Source organism: Ruegeria sp. CL3, from assembly GCF_056536505.1.
Genome location: NZ_JBQFPT010000006.1, coordinates 137,369 through 154,034, shown reverse-complemented (window position 1 = coordinate 154,034; position 16,666 = coordinate 137,369). Strand labels below are relative to the sequence as shown.

General features: G+C 57.6%; 17 protein-coding genes. 10 read left to right on the top strand and 7 right to left on the bottom strand.

The features are described from left to right. Position 1 precedes the first annotated feature (1 nt). The 5 genes from ACR0NO_RS10770 to sucC form a co-directional block, all read right to left on the bottom strand. Positions 2 to 2,959, bottom strand: coding sequence for a 2-oxoglutarate dehydrogenase E1 component (locus ACR0NO_RS10770; protein ID WP_170639909.1), 2,958 nt, complete (start codon positions 2,957 to 2,959; stop codon positions 2 to 4). Beyond that, entirely contained in the window at positions 2,956 to 3,498 is a 543-nt protein-coding gene (locus ACR0NO_RS10765; protein ID WP_480723933.1) for a DUF805 domain-containing protein, read from the bottom strand. Before ACR0NO_RS10765 ends, ACR0NO_RS10770 begins: the two co-directional genes overlap by 4 nt. A 10-nt stretch (positions 3,499 to 3,508) precedes the next feature. Further along, the gene (locus tag ACR0NO_RS10760; protein WP_480723932.1) at positions 3,509 to 3,949 is read right to left on the bottom strand and encodes a hypothetical protein; all 441 of its coding nucleotides are present in this window, start codon (positions 3,947 to 3,949) and stop codon (positions 3,509 to 3,511) included. Continuing rightward, positions 3,950 to 4,831, bottom strand: a complete 882-nt coding sequence (gene sucD, locus ACR0NO_RS10755; RefSeq protein ID WP_170378979.1) for a succinate--CoA ligase subunit alpha — start codon at positions 4,829 to 4,831, stop codon at positions 3,950 to 3,952. An 84-nt stretch (positions 4,832 to 4,915) separates the two neighbouring features. Then, positions 4,916 to 6,109 (bottom strand): ADP-forming succinate--CoA ligase subunit beta, encoded by a 1,194-nt coding sequence (gene sucC / locus ACR0NO_RS10750; protein ID WP_170469002.1) that lies wholly within the window; start codon positions 6,107 to 6,109, stop codon positions 4,916 to 4,918. A gap of 263 nt (positions 6,110 to 6,372) precedes the next feature. Here sucC and ACR0NO_RS10745 point away from each other — a divergent pair, with 263 nt between their 5' ends. Beyond that, on the top strand, positions 6,373 to 7,953 hold the full coding sequence (locus tag ACR0NO_RS10745; protein ID WP_170553556.1) for a hypothetical protein: 1,581 nt from the start codon (positions 6,373 to 6,375) through the stop codon (positions 7,951 to 7,953). A 58-nt stretch (positions 7,954 to 8,011) separates the two neighbouring features. On the opposite strand, the gene mdh is transcribed toward ACR0NO_RS10745, so the two are convergent. Then, positions 8,012 to 8,974 carry a malate dehydrogenase gene (gene mdh / locus ACR0NO_RS10740; RefSeq protein WP_170468993.1) on the bottom strand — a complete coding sequence of 321 codons (963 nt, stop codon included), beginning with the start codon at positions 8,972 to 8,974 and terminating at the stop codon, positions 8,012 to 8,014. A 161-nt stretch (positions 8,975 to 9,135) separates the two neighbouring features. Here mdh and ACR0NO_RS10735 point away from each other — a divergent pair, with 161 nt between their 5' ends. Continuing rightward, positions 9,136 to 9,891 carry a sulfite exporter TauE/SafE family protein gene (locus tag ACR0NO_RS10735; protein ID WP_480723931.1) on the top strand — a complete coding sequence of 252 codons (756 nt, stop codon included), beginning with the start codon at positions 9,136 to 9,138 and terminating at the stop codon, positions 9,889 to 9,891. Here the strand turns inward: ACR0NO_RS10735 and ACR0NO_RS10730 are convergent. After that, complete coding sequence (locus ACR0NO_RS10730; RefSeq protein ID WP_170468987.1) at positions 9,888 to 10,193, bottom strand: hypothetical protein; 306 nt, start codon at positions 10,191 to 10,193, stop codon at positions 9,888 to 9,890. The genes ACR0NO_RS10735 and ACR0NO_RS10730 overlap by 4 nt on opposite strands. Before the next feature lie 169 nt (positions 10,194 to 10,362). On the opposite strand from ACR0NO_RS10730, the gene ACR0NO_RS10725 reads away from it, so the two are divergent. The 8 genes from ACR0NO_RS10725 to sdhA all read left to right on the top strand — a co-directional run bounded on the left by ACR0NO_RS10725 (position 10,363) and on the right by sdhA (position 16,654). Then, complete coding sequence (locus tag ACR0NO_RS10725) at positions 10,363 to 11,220, top strand: HpcH/HpaI aldolase/citrate lyase family protein (protein ID WP_480565936.1); 858 nt, start codon at positions 10,363 to 10,365, stop codon at positions 11,218 to 11,220. A 6-nt stretch (positions 11,221 to 11,226) separates the two neighbouring features. After that, a complete protein-coding gene (locus ACR0NO_RS10720; RefSeq protein WP_480723930.1) occupies positions 11,227 to 11,778 on the top strand; it encodes an NnrU family protein in 552 nt (183 codons plus the stop codon). A 15-nt stretch (positions 11,779 to 11,793) separates the two neighbouring features. Continuing rightward, a complete protein-coding gene (locus tag ACR0NO_RS10715; protein WP_480723929.1) occupies positions 11,794 to 12,000 on the top strand; it encodes a DUF1737 domain-containing protein in 207 nt (68 codons plus the stop codon). Then, positions 12,000 to 13,028, top strand: a complete 1,029-nt coding sequence (locus ACR0NO_RS10710; RefSeq protein WP_480723928.1) for a MaoC family dehydratase — start codon at positions 12,000 to 12,002, stop codon at positions 13,026 to 13,028. The genes ACR0NO_RS10715 and ACR0NO_RS10710 overlap by 1 nt, the downstream gene beginning before the upstream one ends. Positions 13,029 to 13,184: 156 nt before the next feature. Next, the gene (locus ACR0NO_RS10705; protein WP_480541241.1) at positions 13,185 to 13,844 is read left to right on the top strand and encodes a DUF1194 domain-containing protein; all 660 of its coding nucleotides are present in this window, start codon (positions 13,185 to 13,187) and stop codon (positions 13,842 to 13,844) included. A 213-nt stretch (positions 13,845 to 14,057) separates the two neighbouring features. Continuing rightward, positions 14,058 to 14,441 carry a succinate dehydrogenase, cytochrome b556 subunit gene (sdhC, locus tag ACR0NO_RS10700; protein WP_480723927.1) on the top strand — a complete coding sequence of 128 codons (384 nt, stop codon included), beginning with the start codon at positions 14,058 to 14,060 and terminating at the stop codon, positions 14,439 to 14,441. 10 nt (positions 14,442 to 14,451) lie between these two features. Continuing rightward, complete coding sequence (locus ACR0NO_RS10695; protein WP_170642777.1) at positions 14,452 to 14,823, top strand: succinate dehydrogenase, hydrophobic membrane anchor protein; 372 nt, start codon at positions 14,452 to 14,454, stop codon at positions 14,821 to 14,823. Between the two features lie 22 nt (positions 14,824 to 14,845). Beyond that, positions 14,846 to 16,654, top strand: coding sequence for a succinate dehydrogenase flavoprotein subunit (sdhA, locus tag ACR0NO_RS10690; RefSeq protein WP_170378956.1), 1,809 nt, complete (start codon positions 14,846 to 14,848; stop codon positions 16,652 to 16,654). Positions 16,655 to 16,666 lie beyond the last annotated feature (12 nt).

The window sequence follows — 16,666 nt, the reverse complement described above, 5'->3', positions numbered from 1 at the left end:
TTTACTTTCCTTCGAGGCTCAGCGCTTCGTTCACGAGCGCTTCTTGTTGAGCTTTGTGTTGGCTGGCCAGACCCGTCGCAGGCGAGGCCGAGGTTGCGCGGCCGACATAGAGCGGCCGTGTATGTTTGGCGCCGATACGGGTCAGCACCCATTCGATATTTGGCTCAATGAAGGTCCAGGCACCTTGGTTTTTAGGTTCTTCCTGGCACCAGACGATTTCGGCCCCTTTGAAACGCTCAAGCTCGTTGATCAGCGAATGCGCTGGGAACGGGTAATATTGCTCGATCCGCATCAGGTAGACGTCGTCGATACCACGGGCGTCGCGTTCCTCCAGCAGGTCGTAGTAGACCTTGCCGGAACACAGAACCACGCGTTTGATCTTGTCGTCCGCGGCCAGCTTGGTGTCCGAGTTGCCCTGTTGCGCATCGTCCCACAGCACCCGGTGGAAGCTGGAGCCAGTGGTGAAATCCTCGGCCGTGCTGACCGCCAGCTTGTGGCGCAGCAACGATTTCGGGGTCACCAGGATCAGCGGTTTACGGAAGGTGCGGTGCAGCTGGCGGCGCAGGATGTGGAAATAGTTCGCCGGTGTCGTGCAGTTCGCCACGATCCAGTTGTCCTGACCACACATCTGCAGGAACCGCTCCAACCGCGCCGAGCTGTGTTCGGGGCCTTGCCCCTCGAACCCGTGCGGCAGCAGCGTCACCAGGCCCGACATCCGCAACCATTTGCTTTCGCCCGAGCTGATGAACTGGTCGAACATGATCTGCGCCCCGTTGGCAAAGTCACCAAACTGCGCCTCCCACAGGACTAGAGCGTTCGGCTCAGCCAACGAGTAGCCGTATTCAAAACCCAGAACCGCATATTCAGACAGCATCGAGTCGATCACTTCGTAATGCGACTGACCCTCGCGGATGTTGTTCAGCGGATAAAACCGCTCTTCCGTTTCCTGATGGACAAAGCCCGAGTGACGTTGACTGAATGTCCCGCGCGTCGCGTCCTGACCGGACAGTCGAACCGGAAAGCCCTCGGTCAGCAACGAGCCAAAGGCCAGCGCTTCACCTGTGGCCCAGTCAAAGCCCTTGCCACTGTCGAACATCTGTTTCTTGTGGTCCAGCAGACGCGCAACGGTTTTGTGTACCGCAATATCCGCAGGGGCGTGGGTCAGCGCGTTGCCGATCTCGGCCAGAGTCGCCGGGGCGATGGCGGTTTCACCGCGCACATAGTCCTCTTTGTTTTTGTCCAGATGCGACCAGCGCCCGTCCAGCCAGTCGGCCTTGTTGGGTTTATAGTCTTTGCCGGCCTCGAACTCATCATTCAGATGGGCCTGGAAGGCGGCCTTCATATCCTCGATCTCACCTTCGGGGATCAGGCCGTCTTTGACCAGACGTTCGGTGTAGAGCGACAGAGTGGTCTTATGCGTCTTGATCTTCTTGTACATGATCGGGTTGGTGAACATGGGCTCGTCGCCCTCGTTGTGACCAAAGCGACGATAGCAGAAGATATCGATGACCACGTCCTTGTGGAACTTCTGCCGAAACTCGGTCGCGACCTTGGCGGCGTGAACAACCGCCTCGGGGTCGTCGCCGTTGACGTGGAAGATCGGCGCTTCGACCATCAGCGCGATATCCGTGGGATACGGGCTGGAGCGCGAGAAGTGTGGCGCGGTGGTAAAGCCGATCTGGTTGTTCACGACGATATGCATAGTGCCGCCGGTTTTGTGGCCCTTGAGGCCGGACAGGCCAAACCCTTCGGCGACCACACCCTGACCGGCAAAGGCCGCATCCCCGTGCAGCAGGATGCCCATCACCTTTGTGCGGTCGGTGTCGTTCAACTGATCCTGCTTGGCGCGGACCTTGCCCAGAACCACCGGGTTCACCGCCTCAAGGTGTGAGGGGTTGGCAGTAAGCGACAGGTGGACGCTGTTGCCGTCAAACTCACGGTCGCTGGAGGCACCGAGATGATATTTCACGTCGCCAGAGCCATCCACATCTTCAGGCTTAAAGCTGCCGCCCTGGAACTCATTGAAAATCGCGCGGTAGGGCTTGCCCATAACGTTGGCTAGAATATTCAGGCGGCCTCTGTGCGGCATGCCGATGACAATGTCGCTGACGCCCAGAGCACCACCGCGTTTGATAATCTGCTCCATCGCCGGGATCAGGCTTTCACCACCATCCAGACCGAACCGTTTGGTCCCCATGTATTTGACATGCAGGAATTTCTCGAAACCCTCGGCCTCGACCATCTTGTTCAGGATCGCCTTACGGCCTTCCTTGGTAAAGGCGATTTCCTTGCCGTAACCTTCGATCCGCTCCTTCAGCCAGGCGGCTTGTTCCGGGTCTGAGATATGCATGTATTGCAGCGCGAAGGTGCCGCAGTAGGTCCGCTTCACGATCTCGACGATCTGCCGCATCGACGCCATCTGCAGGCCCAGAACATTGTCGATAAAGATCGGCCGGTCCATGTCGGCCTCGGTAAAGCCATAGGTCTTCGGATCGAGTTCCGGGTGTGTGCTGGCCGCGCGCATGCCCAGCGGATCCAGATCTGCGGCCAGGTGGCCCCGGATTCGGTAGGCCCGGATCAGCATCAGCGCCCGCAAGCTGTCCAGCACGGCGCGCTTGATCTGGTCATCGCTGACCTCTACGCCCTTGTCTGCCGCTTTTTCCTTGATCTTCTTGCCCGCAGCCTTGGCATCGATCTCGGCCCACTCACCGGTCAGCGCCCCAGTCAGATCATCCGCAGGCATCGGCGGCCAGTCGGTTCGCGCCCAAGATGGCCCCTCGGCCTCACGCTGAACGTCCGGAGAAGCGTCGCCCATCGCCTTGAAGAACTCGGCCCAGGCGGCATCCACCGCCCCGGGGTTCTTCGTGTATTGGGCATAGAGCTGCTCCAGATATTCGGCATTGTGGCCTTGCATAAAGCTTGAGGCATGGAACGCGGAATTGGGCGTGTGTTCGGTCATTGGGCTACCTCATATGGGTTGGGACCGTATTGGTTGGTGCCTGGTTGAGACGGGCGGGTCAGCCACCACAGAACCAGGAGGGGCGACACAAACAAAACAAGCAGTGTCGGAATGACGATCAGCAGAGTGGCACGTGTGAACAGAATGTCCAGATTGCCGCCATGCTGGAAACTTGAGGCGAGGCCGATGCCGAAAATCAGAACCGCGAAGGCCCCGAGGATCAGCAGGATCGGCAACAGAGCGTAAAGCCCACTGCGCCCGGAATCGTGCATCCGCCGCCACGCGACGGCCAGATGCGGGAAGAACACAATCAGGCTGACGATGCTTTGCACCGGTTGACGGGATGTGGCGGTGACGGATTTTACGCCGTCCCCCTCAGTCACCGAGACCTGAGTGAAGAACTGCGCATCAATGATCCCGGCAAGAATGCTCCAGATCACGATGAACAGGAAAAAGAACCAGTATTCGGTCCGCGAGGCACGACCCGAGAAAGTGAAGAACTTCGTGAAACAAGTGCGGATGGCGTCGGAGAAGGTCATTGCGGTCAATTCACCCCCTTGCGTCGTCACATGAAAAAGAAACGATCAGAGCACGCTCCCTTCCGCGATTGGCTGAGAAAACGGCCCTTTCGCTGCCTATCAAATCGCAAACATAACCAACGCGTTGCACTATTTCATCCTTGGTGGATTCTTTGTTTGCGCGAAAGCGGAACTGGTATTTTTTGCTCCCCGATAGCTCGAGGTCAAAAAAACCTTTTGCCTTGGCAACGTTGTGTATGCCGCAAGCCTCGTCCTGAATAAACTGACCCTCGCTGGACCAGCCAATTCGAACTTCACATTCCATTGCTTTGGCTTGCCCAGCGGTAGAAAATGCGAACACCGCAGTCGCGAACAAAGACCACAGCCAAGCTAAAGATGAGAAGGATGGACGCAACGCGCCCACCCTTTTTTCGGGCGCCGCCCTTAGAGCGTATGCCCGGCAGTTGATCATTTACCCAATCGCTTCCAGCACAGCCTCACCCAGCGTTGCCGGGCTTTCTGCCACAACGATACCGGCCGAGCGCATGGCTTCGATCTTGTCTTCGGCGCCGCCTTTGCCGCCGGCGACAATCGCGCCCGCGTGGCCCATGCGGCGGCCCGGAGGGGCCGTGCGGCCTGCGATGAAACCGGCAACCGGCTTTTTGCGGCCCTTCTTGGCCTCATCCGCCAGGAACTGCGCGGCTTCTTCCTCGGCTGAGCCACCGATCTCACCGATCATGATGATCGAGTGGGTTTCGTCATCGGCCAGGAACCATTCCAGCACGTCAATATGCTCAGTCCCTTTGATCGGGTCGCCGCCGATGCCGACGCAGGTGGACTGGCCCAGACCCACATCGGTGGTCTGTTTGACGGCCTCATAAGTCAGGGTGCCCGAGCGCGACACAACGCCGACCGAGCCGCGCTTGTGGATGTGACCGGGCATGATGCCGATCTTGCAGGCGTCGGGCGTGATGACACCGGGGCAGTTCGGGCCGATCAGGCGCGATTTGCTACCTTCCAGCGCGCGCTTCACCTTCATCATGTCCAGAACCGGGATGCCTTCGGTGATGCAGACGATCACTTCCATCTCGGCGTCAATTGCTTCGAGGATCGAGTCAGCCGCGAAGGGCGGTGGAACATAGATCACCGAGGCATTGGCTTCGGTCACGTGCTTGGCTTCGTGGACCGAGTTGAATACGGGAAGGCCCAGATGCTCCATGCCGCCTTTGCCGGGGGTTACGCCGCCGACCATCTTGGTGCCATAAGCAATGGCCTGTTCAGAGTGGAATGTGCCCTGCGAGCCGGTAAAGCCCTGACAGATCACTTTGGTATTTTCGTCGATGAGGACTGCCATTTGGCGTTCTCCTATTTTAGGCGGGCCAAGGCCTGCCAGAATTCTTCGGAAAAGTGGGGCGAAACCCACTCCACGGAATTGGGCTTAGCCTTTCACGGCTTTCACGATCTTCTCGGCGCCGTCTTTCAGGTTGTCCGCCGCGATCACGTCCAGGCCAGAGGAATTGATGATCTCTTTGCCCTTTTCGACATTCGTGCCTTCCAGACGTACGACCAGCGGAACCTGCAGGCCGACCTCTTTCACCGCGGCGACAACGCCCTCGGCGATGACGTCACAGCGCATGATGCCGCCGAAGATGTTGACCAGAATGCCTTTGACGTTCGGGTCCGAGGTGATGATCTTGAACGCCTCTGTTACTTTCTCTTTGGTCGCACCGCCGCCCACGTCGAGGAAGTTGGCAGGCTCGGCACCGTAGAGCTTGATGATGTCCATCGTCGCCATCGCCAGACCGGCACCGTTGACCATGCAGCCGATCTCACCATCCAGGGCGATGTAGTTCAGGTCGTACTTGGAGGCTTCGAGTTCCTTGGGATCTTCCTCGGTCTCGTCGCGCAACTCGGCGATGTCGGGGTGGCGGTAAACCGCGTTGCCGTCAAAGCCCAGCTTGGCGTCCAGCACCTTGAGCTCGCCGCTGTCCGAGACGATCAGCGGGTTGATCTCCAGCATCTCCATGTCCTTCTCGACGAAGGCTTTGTAGAGGATGCCCATCAGGCGCACACATTGTTTGACCTGCGCGCCTTCCAGACCCAGCGAGAACGCGATGCGGCGGCCATGATAGGCCTGATAGCCGGTCACAGGGTCCACCGAGAAGGACAGGATTTTTTCGGGCGTGGACGCGGCCACTTCTTCGATATCCATGCCACCTTCGGTCGAGCAGACAAAAGAGATGCGGCTGGTCTGGCGATCCACCAAAAGCGCCAGGTACAATTCACGCTCGATGCCGGAACCGGCTTCGATATAGATGCGGTTGACCTGCTTGCCTGCAGGGCCGGTCTGGTGGGTGACCAGAGTGCGACCCAGCATCTTCTTTGCTTCCTCGGCCGCTTCTTCCACCGACTTGGTCAGACGGACACCGCCCTTTTCACCTGCGTCGGCCTCTTTGAAGCTGCCTTTGCCGCGTCCACCTGCGTGGATCTGCGCCTTCACAACCCACAAAGGGCCGTCCAGTTCACCGGCTGCGGTTTTGGCTTCCTCGGCGCGCAGAACCGCGCGACCGTCGGAGACCGGAGCGCCATAGCTGCGAAGAAGCGCCTTGGCTTGGTATTCGTGAATGTTCATCGAAATTGTCCCGTCTGACTACGATTAAACCGATATAGAGGTGTCTAGGGCGCAATTATAAAGGCTTTTTTGAACTCGGAGTGGTTTTTAGCGAAGATTTTCCATATTTGTGATCACAGTATTTTAAGGTGTGATCACAAATATTCAGACTGATTCTTTCAATATTTTGTTCCTTCGCAGCTTTGGCGCAAAATCACTTTCTTGGCCAGTTGGCATTGCCTATAGAGGATATGCTAATAGTGTACCTGATTTTGGAGTGATCAATGCTTGAGGCGGAACGGCTTTGGAGTCTTAAGCGACGTTACCTGCCCGAGGTATTCAGGTTCCAATATGTTCTGGACAAAACCGGACTTAGTGTCGGCTTTTTGAAGAGCTTGAAATTTGGTGCGTCACAACTGCATGTCGGGCAGGATCTTCCAGTTTGCGAACTAGAGGATTCGGATGGGCTCGTGGTTGGCTATTTGCTGGGGGTCGCTGTTGGTCCGGAAGGTTTGATCGATGGAGATGAAATGCTGCCGTTTTCGACCCGAGACGGCGATGCATGGAGAAAATTCGAGCGATACTTGAACGAGTGTGCAGGCCGGTTCGCCTTTTTCCTGCAGATCGGCGGTGAAGAGCGCCTGTATACCGATCCAGTTGGAATGATTGGCGCGGTTTACGAACGCGACGCGCAGCGCGTCGCAAGTTCACCGCTGCTCGCGATTGACCGAGAGGTTGTTCCAAACATTCGATATCAAGCGGACTGTTTAGCCGAACTTCCCACACGGTATTCGCTATTTCACACTTGTGATGAAAAGGTGAAGCGGTTGAACCCAAATTTCTACCTGAACCTAAACACATTTGACGTTGAAAGGTTCTGGCCTAGAGATGAGGTGTTCTCGCTTGAAAATTCGAACCATGCCGAAACCTATGACGAAATCACCAAGCGACTGGCTTTCAACATTGATAAGATCACCGAACGCCACAAGTGCGCAATGCCGATTACGGGAGGAAGAGATAGTCGAATTTTGGCGGCAGTTGGCCGCGAAAGTTTGCACAAAATTCCTTTTTTCTACACGCATGTGAAAAACTACAATTCCAAAGTAGACGCCCATGTCGGTGCTGCGGTTGCCAAAAGCCTAAACACTCCGCATGTCGTTTTGGGAACGCGTTTTGGGAAGGAAACTAAGCGCTGGGAGCAGAGATTTCTGGCGCAAGCTTATCAGATTTCGCACGGGTCCGATACCGCCCCTCCAAAAGAGTATGTGACCGGAGCAACCAACGCTATTCCGTCCGATCACCTTATCTTGAGGGGGCATCAAACCGACCTTTTGCGTGCTGTCTATGTGTTTAAGCCCAAGGCCATGTGGAGTGACGCGGAATGGCAGATTGAACGGATGCTCATTGTGCCTCGGCGATCGTACAATTCAGATATCTGTAAGCATTTCGAAGGAGATTTTTTTGCATGGCAAGCTACCCTTCCAGCCAATGCGATGGAAAAAGCAGCCGACTTTATGTTTTTAGAAGTCTACTATAATTCGACAGTCGGAGCATCTTTTCCCGCCTTGTGGCAGCACTTCTATCTTTCACCTTTCAACAGTCGACGGCTTGTAGAATTGTCTTTGCGGTTTGACGAGGCCGAACGCAGAGGTTGCCTGCCTGTTTTTGACATTGTCCAAAAGGCATCGGCTGATTGCGCAAGGGTGCCATTTTTAGGGGAAGGCGGCACACATTTTTTCGAAATGAACCGACCATCAGACTATGAGCCGCTTTCACAGCAGCGTGTCATAAGCACCGAGCAAAGACTTGCCGCGCACTATGGTGGGTTGCCCCTAGTCGAAGCAAACGCGAGTGAGAGCAGGTAGCATCGAACAAATTCGGGTGGACCAAAAAGTCCGCCCGAATTTGTCTCAATTCCTGTTTTTAAGTCAGCGAGCCGTCGATGCCTTTGCAAGCCTCAATCAGGCCCTTCACGGCGTTGACCGAGTTTTCAAAGCCGGCTTGTTCGTCTTCGTTCAGCTTGATGTCGACGATACGTTCGATACCGCCTGCGCCAATGACGGTCGGAACGCCGACATACATGCCGTCAACGCCGAACTCGCCGTTGCAATAGGCCGCGCAGGGCAGAACGCGCTTTTGATCTTTCAGGTAGGCTTCAGCCATTTCGATCGCCGAGGTCGCAGGCGCATAGAAGGCCGAGCCAGTTTTCAGCAGGCCAACGATCTCGGCGCCGCCGTCACGGGTACGCTGAACGATGGCGTCCAATTTCTCTTGCGTAGTCCAGCCCATCTCGACCAGATCGGGCAGCGGGATGCCGGCGACGGTCGAATAGCGAACCGAAGGCACCATTGTGTCGCCGTGGCCGCCCAGAACAAAGGCGGTGACGTCGCGCATCGAGACGTTGAACTCTTCCGACAGGAAATGTGCGAAACGGGCCGAATCCAGAACGCCCGCCATGCCGCAGACTTTGTTGTGCGGCAGGCCCGAGAATTCACGCAGAGCCCAGACCATCGCGTCCAGAGGGTTGGTGATGCAGATCACGAACGCGTCGGGCGCGTGGGCTGCGATGCCTTCGCCGACCGATTTCATGACTTTCAGGTTGATGCCCAGCAGGTCATCGCGGCTCATTCCCGGTTTGCGGGCGACGCCTGCGGTGACGATGCACACGTCTGCGCCTGCGATGTCCGCATAGTCGCTGCTGCCCGACATTGCGGCGTCAAAGCCTTCGGACGGGCCGGACTCGGCGATGTCGAGCGCCTTGCCCTGAGGCAGTCCGTCAGCGATGTCAAACAGGACGACGTCACCGAGTTCTTTGACAGCTGCAAGATGCGCAAGCGTGCCGCCGATGTTCCCAGCGCCGATCAGCGCAATCTTGGGTCTGGCCATTTGGAATATCTCCGGTCGGTATTGAAATCGCGGGTTTGCTAGTCGTTAAATGGCTTTTGCGCAAGGGTCCTGCGGCGCGGCATGCCACCGCATACCGTTTGCCATCCTCAATCCGGTTGCGCTAAACCGCCTGTGAATCAAGCCAATTCCCGGGACGCTGCATGTTTGAATTGAACCTGATGTTTTTTGCAGTCGCGATCCCGGCGGTGATCTTTGCGGGCATCTCGAAGGGTGGGTTCGGCTCGGGCGTTGCCTTTGCATCGTCGTCGATTCTGGCTCTGATACTGACTCCGGGGCAGGCGTTGGCGCTGATGCTGCCGATCCTGATGGTGATCGACGTGGCCACGCTAGGACCCTATTGGAAACGCTGGAGCTGGCCGGATTCGCGTCTGCTGATCCTGGGCGCGGTTCCGGGTGTTCTGCTGGGCACCTGGCTATACCGCGTGACAGATGACGACCTTCTGCGCCTGCTAATCGGAGGGATCTCGATCGGGTTCGTGATCTGGCACGTCGCCCAAAGCAAAGGCTGGATACGCGGCTTCACCCGCCGCTTGCCTGCCTCTGCAGGTCTGTTCGCGGGGCTTGTGGCCGGGTTTACCAGCTTCGTCAGTCATGCCGGAGGTCCCCCGGCTGCTGTCTATCTGTTGTCCCAACGCCTGTCGAAGACAGAGTTTCAGGCCTCGACCGTTTTGGTGTTCTGGGTGATCAACGCAGCGAAATTCGTGCCCTACGCCTATCTCGGCTTGTTCACCTGGCACACGGCGCTGGCGGATCTTCTACTGACCCCGTTCGCCATAATGGGAGCCTGGTTGGGTGTCCGGGCGCATTTCATGCTGTCCGAACGCCTGTTCTTTGGCATCGCATATGTGTTGCTGACCCTGACCGGAGGCAAGCTGATCTGGGACGCATTGACTTAGGTGTTTGGCGGCAGGGCATCGGCCATCTGCTCATAGGCTTGCCCGGAGGCCACAAGGCAGGTCATTCCGTCCGGCAGGGTCACCGTGATTGTCCAGCTGCCGGATTGGTCCGAGGCAAACAGCTCCATCACCGCACCCTGACGGGCAATGCCGATCCCCCGGCGCGTTTCGCCATAGGCTTCCGTAAGGCGCTGCAACACATCGGCCCGAGGGGCGCAGTTGCGGGCCTGCGCCTGAACCTGTTGCGCCGCGAGGACCATGATTCCCAGCCCGATTGTCATCTTCAAAACTGTCTTTTTCATCTCTGACCCCATCTGTCACCAGTCGTCCCAAGCCTGCGGGCAAGAGGGCGATATTGCGTTAAAGCAAAGAGCGTTGCGTCACTAATGCTGCGTTGCGGCGATTTTTACCTTGAACTTTCCTGAGAAAAATGCCCCTTTCTGCGCAACATTATTTCAACGGGAGAGGCCAATGCACCCGCGTCAGCGCCCTTATCGCTCGGTTCTTTACATCCCCGGTTCGCGTGACCGGGCCTTGGACAAGGCCCGCACCTTGCCGGTTGATGCCATCATCTTCGATCTCGAAGACGCGGTGGCCGCCGACGAAAAGGCCAATGCACGCGAGACCCTCAAGGCGGCGCTGGCCGCTGGCGGATACGGCCCTAGGGTCAAGATCGTGCGCATCAACGGGCTGGATACTCCGTGGGGTGCAGACGACGCGAAAGCCGTGCGCGAGATGGATGCGGATGCGGTTCTGTTGCCCAAGGTGAACTCCGCCGCAGATGTGGATGCGCTGGCCGCGATCACCGGGGACCTGCCAATCTGGGCCATGATGGAGACCCCGCGCGGTATGCTGAACGCAGCCGAGATTGCAGCGCATCCGCTGATGGCGGGCTTTGTGATGGGGACAAACGATCTGGCCAAGGACCTGCAAACGCGTTTCCGTCCGGACCGTCTGCCGCTGATGACCTCGCTTGGCCTATGTCTTCTGGCCGCCAAGGCCGAAGGGCTGATCATCGTCGACGGCGTCTACAACGCCTTCAAAGACACCGATGGGCTGGCCGCCGAATGCGAACAGGGCCGCGATATGGGCTTCGACGGCAAGACGCTGATCCACCCGGCGCAGATCGAGGTCACCAATGCAGCCTTCGCCCCGTCGGACGACGAGATCGACCTCGCCCGTCGTCAGATTAGCGCATTTGAGGAAACCGAGGCGCAAGGGCAGGGTGTTGCCGTGGTTGACGGCAAGATCGTTGAAAACCTGCATGTTGTAACTGCTCGCGAAATTCTGGCAAAAGCGGAGGCGATTTCAGCTTTGCAAGCGGGGTAAGCCAGCATGGGCTTTGTTCTTCTGATCATTGGTGTGGCACTATGGTGGGCCGCACATCTGTTCAAACGCATCCTGCCCGCGCAGCGCGCGGCCATGGGCGATGGCGGCAAGGGGGCTGTGGCGCTGGCGCTGGTGGCCGCGATCTTGTTGATGATCTTTGGCTACCGTATGACCGAGTTCATCTATGTCTGGGCACCGCCAAGCTTCATGACCCACATCAACAACCTGTTGGTGCTGATCGCGATCTACATGATGAGCCCGGCCCCCAAAAAAGGCCGTCTGCTGCATAAGCTGCGCCATCCGATGCTGGGCGGGTTCAAGCTATGGGCCTTTGCGCATCTGCTGGTGAACGGCGATCTGGCCTCGATCATCTTGTTCGGCGGGCTTTTGGCCTGGGCCGTGGTCGAAGTGATCGTGATCAACAAATCCGAACCCGACTGGACCCCTGGCGAACCCGGCACCTATGGCATGGATGCGATGTTCTTTGTCGCCTCGATCGTGCTGCTGGGTGTGATCGGATATATCCATGGGCTGGTCGGCCCGTCTCCGTTCGGATGATAAGGACCTGAAAGAATGGCAAAACTCTATCGCCTGCTGACTGAGGAAGATACCTCGGCCTTCTGTCACAAAGTGTCGGACGCCTTGGCAAAAGGGTGGGAACTTTATGGCGATCCCTCCTACGCCTTCGATCAGGCCAAAAACGTCATGCGGTGCGCGCAGGCTGTGACCAAAGAGGCCGACGCGGACTATTCACCTGATATGAAATTGGGACAGCAATAATGGCAAAAACCAATCCGGGCCGATTTTTCGAGGATTATTCCGTCGGGCAGGTGCTGCCGCACGCTGTTCCACGCACCGTGACAGAGGGAGAGCGCGGCCTCTACCATGCGCTCTATCCTGCGCGTCATGCGCTGTATTCCTCGGATGAGTTCGCGCGGTCCTGTGGTTTGCAGGAAAGCCCGATTGATGATCTGGCGGCCTTCCACGTGGTGTTCGGCAAGACTGTGCCCGATATCTCGCTGAATGCAGTGGCCAATCTGGGCTATGCCGAGGGGCGTTGGTTGTTGCCGGTTCATGCGGGCGACACGCTGCGGTCGGTGTCCGAGGTGATCGGGGTCAAGCAGAACTCGAACGGCAAGACCGGAGTGGTCTGGGTGCGGACGCGCGGTCTGAACCAGTTGGACGAAGTGGTTATGGAATATGTCCGCTGGGTGATGGTGCGCAAGGCAAACCCGGATGCGCCGGCACCGGAAACGGTTGTGCCCGATCTGAAGACAGTGCTGGAGCCAAGTGATTTGGTCATCCCCGAGGGGCTGGATTTCTCGAACTACGATTTCACCCTGGCGGGTGAGCCGCATCGTTGGGGCGACTATGAGATCGGCGAGACCATTGACCACGTGGACGGCGTGACGGTGGAAGAGGCTGAGCATATGTTGGCCACACGCCTATGGCAGAACACGGCCAAGGTGCATTTCGACCTGACCTTCCGCCCTGAAGGCCGCCTGATCTATGGGGGCCACGTGATCTCGATGGCGCGGGCCTTGTCGTTCAACGGCCTCGCCAATGCGCAGATGATCGTGGGTCTGAATGGCGGCGCACATGCCAACCCTTGTTTCGCAGGAGACACGATCAAGGCGTGGTCCGAGGTTCTGGACAAGGCCGAAACCGACGTGCCCGGGGTAGGGGCGATCCGTTTGCGTCTGGTGGCGACCAAAGGCGGCGCGCCGTTCGAGCTGCGCGGCGAAGACGGAAAATACAGGTCGGACGTGCTGCTGGACCTCGACTATTGGGCCTTGATGCCGATCTAAAGCGTTTCGGGTTTACCTGAATCATCAAGTGACACGAATGTCCCGAGAACGCTGCAAGCGTGGCAGGGTATTCGTGTCACGGGTATAACCCGAAACGCTAAAATCGGGTTACAGTGATGTGAACACAGGACCCGCAATCCGTGCTAGGGTGGCGTCATGTTTCTGCGTTTTCTCACCCTTTTCCTGTGCCTTACACGCCCCGCTTGGGCGTGTGATCTGGCGCTGGCCTTGGCGGTGGATGTCTCTGGCTCTGTCGACAGCAGCGAATACCGCATTCAGATGGATGGCCTCGCCGCTGGGTTGCGTGACCCGATCGTGTCCGAGGCCTTGGTGCGCGGGCAGGCGCGGGTGATGCTGGTGCAGTGGACGGGCGAATCCCGCCAGCGGGTGACGATCCCGTGGACGACAATCGACAGCTTTATCGCTCTGGAGAAGTTTGCTGATCAAGTTGCGCAGGATCCAAGGGTCTGGCGAAACTTCTCAACCGCGATCGGAGAAGCTTTAGAGGCCACCCTGCTGCGGTTTGACGAAGTGGCAGAGTGCAGGCGACTGCTGATTGATATCTCGGGAGACGGGGTTTCCAACGAAGGGATTGAGCCGACGCAGATTCATGGCCTTCTGAAAGATCGAGGCGTGACAGTAAACGCCATAGCTATTGAAGAAAGTGAACCGGATCTGACGGCCTACTTCTTTGAGAACGTCATCTTCGGAGAGGGGGCTTTTGTCGTGTCGGCCTCAGGGTTTGCAGACTACCCAGAGCGCATACGTAAAAAGCTGCTACGCGAGGTGACGCAGCAATCTGCCGGTTTTCGCTGATCTACAGGGATTCGTGATCACAATGCTTCGACGTTGAAAACGCTAACATAGAATGATCGCATTGTATTTTGTGATCACACTTTTAAAGTGCGTGATCACAATTAGTCAAAATCACCGTTTTTGAGGCAATTTTACCTGTTTTTGCAGGTGCAGCACGTGACAGAAGCGCAAAAACAAGTAAAAAGTCTGGTAGCCAAAGTAAGAGGAGCCGCCATGGCCGATGTCAATCGGGGCAACCGCCCGCTCTCGCCACATATTATGATCTATCGCCCGCAGATGACCTCCATGTCGTCCATCATGGTCCGGTTTTCCGGCCTCGGGGTGTTTGCCGTTGCCATTCTGGTTGTCTGGTGGCTGCTGGCCGCGTCAACTTCGGAAAGTGCATTTGCGCTGATCGACGGGTTCCTGACCAGCTGGTTCGGTGAGCTGATCCTCATCGTCGCGACCTGGGCGCTTTGGTATCACACGCTGGGCCGCCTGCGTCACGTGTTCTGGGACTTCGGCTACTGCCTCGACGTGAATACCTCGGAAAAATTGGGGATGGGCATGTTCATCGGTGCCACAGTCCTGACCATTCTCACCGTGCTTGTGGTTTAAGGAGACGGAGATGCGATATCTGACCGACCGCAAACGCGCGCAGGGCTTGGGCGCAGGGAAATCGGGAACACAAACCCATTGGCGTACCATGGTGCGCGCGATGATCCTGACCGTGCTGGTTCCCATATTTATCATCACCTTCGGAATAGGCCTCGGCGGCACGTATGAAGAGGTTCTGGCCTATTTCAGCCGCCCCTTCCCTGCGATTGTCACCGCTCTGACGCTGGTCGTGGGCCTGCAGCAGCTTATGTATGAGGCGCAGGAAACCATCGAAGACTATATCCATGGCATTCTTGAGAAAATCTCTCTCGTTGCGATGTGGGCGCTTGGCTACACGCTTATGGCTGCGGGGCTGTTTGCCCTGGTCAAGCTGGCCCTGTGACGCGCGATAAGGAACAAGAACAATGACAGCAGCATATGAATATGAAACCCACGAATACGACGTTGTCGTCGTAGGTGCAGGTGGGGCCGGTCTGCGGGCAACATTGGGCATGGCCGAGCAGGGTCTACGTACAGCCTGTGTCACCAAAGTGTTTCCGACACGCTCACATACGGTTGCCGCGCAAGGTGGTATTGCAGCGTCCCTGTCCAACATGGGGCCTGACCATTGGCAATGGCACATGTACGATACCGTAAAGGGTTCGGACTGGCTGGGTGATACCGATGCGATGGAGTACCTTGCGCGCGAAGCTCCCAAGGCAGTTTATGAGCTGGAACACTACGGTGTGCCCTTCAGCCGTACGGAAGAGGGTAAAATCTATCAGCGCCCCTTCGGCGGTCATACCACCGAGTTTGGCGAAGGTCCCGCCGTGCAGCGTACCTGTGCAGCCGCAGACCGGACCGGTCACGCGATCCTGCATACGCTTTATGGACAGTCGCTGAAAAACAACGCTGAATTCTACATCGAATATTTCGCCATCGACCTGATCATGTCCGAGGATGGGCAGTGTCAGGGCGTCGTCTGCTGGAAGCTGGACGACGGCACGATGCATGTCTTCAACGCCAAGATGGTTGTACTGGCGACCGGCGGTTACGGTCGTGCATATTTCAGCGCGACCTCGGCCCATACCTGCACCGGCGACGGTGGCGGCATGGTGGCGCGCGCCGGTCTGGCGCTTCAGGATATGGAGTTCGTTCAGTTCCACCCAACCGGCATCTACGGCTCGGGTTGCTTAATCACCGAGGGTGCTCGGGGTGAAGGCGGTTATTTGACCAACTCTGAAGGTGAGCGGTTCATGGAGCGTTATGCGCCCCAGTACAAGGACTTGGCGCCGCGCGACTATGTCTCGCGTTCGATGACGATGGAGATCCGCGAAGGTCGTGGTCACGGCGATGATGGGGACCATATTCATTTGAACCTGAGCCACCTGCCAGCCGAGGCGCTGGCGGAACGGCTGCCCGGAATCTCGGAATCGGCACGTGTCTTTGCTGGTGTGGACGTTACCAAGGAACCCATCCCTGTTCTGCCGACTGTGCATTACAATATGGGCGGTATTCCGACGAATTATTGGGGTGAGGTTCTCAACCCAACCGCAGACAACCCAACCGCAGTTGTTCCCGGCCTGATGGCAGTGGGCGAAGCGGGTTGTGCTTCGGTCCACGGTGCCAACCGTCTGGGCTCTAACTCTCTGATCGATTTGGTCGTCTTTGGTCGCGCGGCGGCCATCCGGGCCGGTAAAGTAGTGGACGCAGATGCGCCGAACCCTGTGCTGAACCAGGCATCGGTTGACAAGGCATTTGATCGGTTTGACGCCGTACGGAACGCCTCGGGCGCAGTCCCGACCGCTGACCTGCGGCTTGAAATGCAAAAGACCATGCAGCAGGACGCGGCTGTGTTCCGGACCGCAAAGACCATGGCGGAAGGCGTCGAAAAGATGACGGCGATCGCGGCTAAGATGGACGATCTGAAGGTTTCGGACCGGTCTCTGGTCTGGAACAGTGACCTGATGGAGTCGCTGGAACTGACCAACCTGATGCCAAGCGCTCTGGCGACCATCGTGGGGGCCGAAGCGCGCAAAGAGTCCCGTGGCGCACATGCGCATGAGGATTTCGCGGAGCGCGACGATGAGAACTGGCGTGTCCACACCGTCAGCCGGGTCGAGGGTAACAAGGTTGAACTCAGTTACCGTCCGGTGATCGTTGATCCTCTGACCAACGAGGATCAGGGCGGCATCAGCCTCAAGAAAATCGCGCCGAAAGCGCGGACGTTCTAAGTAGGAGCAACC

Coding starts and splice junctions, on each gene's coding strand:
- ACR0NO_RS10770 (WP_170639909.1), bottom strand. CDS start 2,959: ATGACCGAACACACGCCCAATTCCGCGTTCCATGCCTCAAGCTTTATG.
- ACR0NO_RS10765 (WP_480723933.1), bottom strand. CDS start 3,498: ATGACCTTCTCCGACGCCATCCGCACTTGTTTCACGAAGTTCTTCACT.
- ACR0NO_RS10760 (WP_480723932.1), bottom strand. CDS start 3,949: ATGATCAACTGCCGGGCATACGCTCTAAGGGCGGCGCCCGAAAAAAGG.
- sucD (WP_170378979.1), bottom strand. CDS start 4,831: ATGGCAGTCCTCATCGACGAAAATACCAAAGTGATCTGTCAGGGCTTT.
- sucC (WP_170469002.1), bottom strand. CDS start 6,109: ATGAACATTCACGAATACCAAGCCAAGGCGCTTCTTCGCAGCTATGGC.
- ACR0NO_RS10745 (WP_170553556.1), top strand. CDS start 6,373: ATGCTTGAGGCGGAACGGCTTTGGAGTCTTAAGCGACGTTACCTGCCC.
- mdh (WP_170468993.1), bottom strand. CDS start 8,974: ATGGCCAGACCCAAGATTGCGCTGATCGGCGCTGGGAACATCGGCGGC.
- ACR0NO_RS10735 (WP_480723931.1), top strand. CDS start 9,136: ATGTTTGAATTGAACCTGATGTTTTTTGCAGTCGCGATCCCGGCGGTG.
- ACR0NO_RS10730 (WP_170468987.1), bottom strand. CDS start 10,193: ATGAAAAAGACAGTTTTGAAGATGACAATCGGGCTGGGAATCATGGTC.
- ACR0NO_RS10725 (WP_480565936.1), top strand. CDS start 10,363: ATGCACCCGCGTCAGCGCCCTTATCGCTCGGTTCTTTACATCCCCGGT.
- ACR0NO_RS10720 (WP_480723930.1), top strand. CDS start 11,227: ATGGGCTTTGTTCTTCTGATCATTGGTGTGGCACTATGGTGGGCCGCA.
- ACR0NO_RS10715 (WP_480723929.1), top strand. CDS start 11,794: ATGGCAAAACTCTATCGCCTGCTGACTGAGGAAGATACCTCGGCCTTC.
- ACR0NO_RS10710 (WP_480723928.1), top strand. CDS start 12,000: ATGGCAAAAACCAATCCGGGCCGATTTTTCGAGGATTATTCCGTCGGG.
- ACR0NO_RS10705 (WP_480541241.1), top strand. CDS start 13,185: ATGTTTCTGCGTTTTCTCACCCTTTTCCTGTGCCTTACACGCCCCGCT.
- sdhC (WP_480723927.1), top strand. CDS start 14,058: ATGGCCGATGTCAATCGGGGCAACCGCCCGCTCTCGCCACATATTATG.
- ACR0NO_RS10695 (WP_170642777.1), top strand. CDS start 14,452: ATGCGATATCTGACCGACCGCAAACGCGCGCAGGGCTTGGGCGCAGGG.
- sdhA (WP_170378956.1), top strand. CDS start 14,846: ATGACAGCAGCATATGAATATGAAACCCACGAATACGACGTTGTCGTC.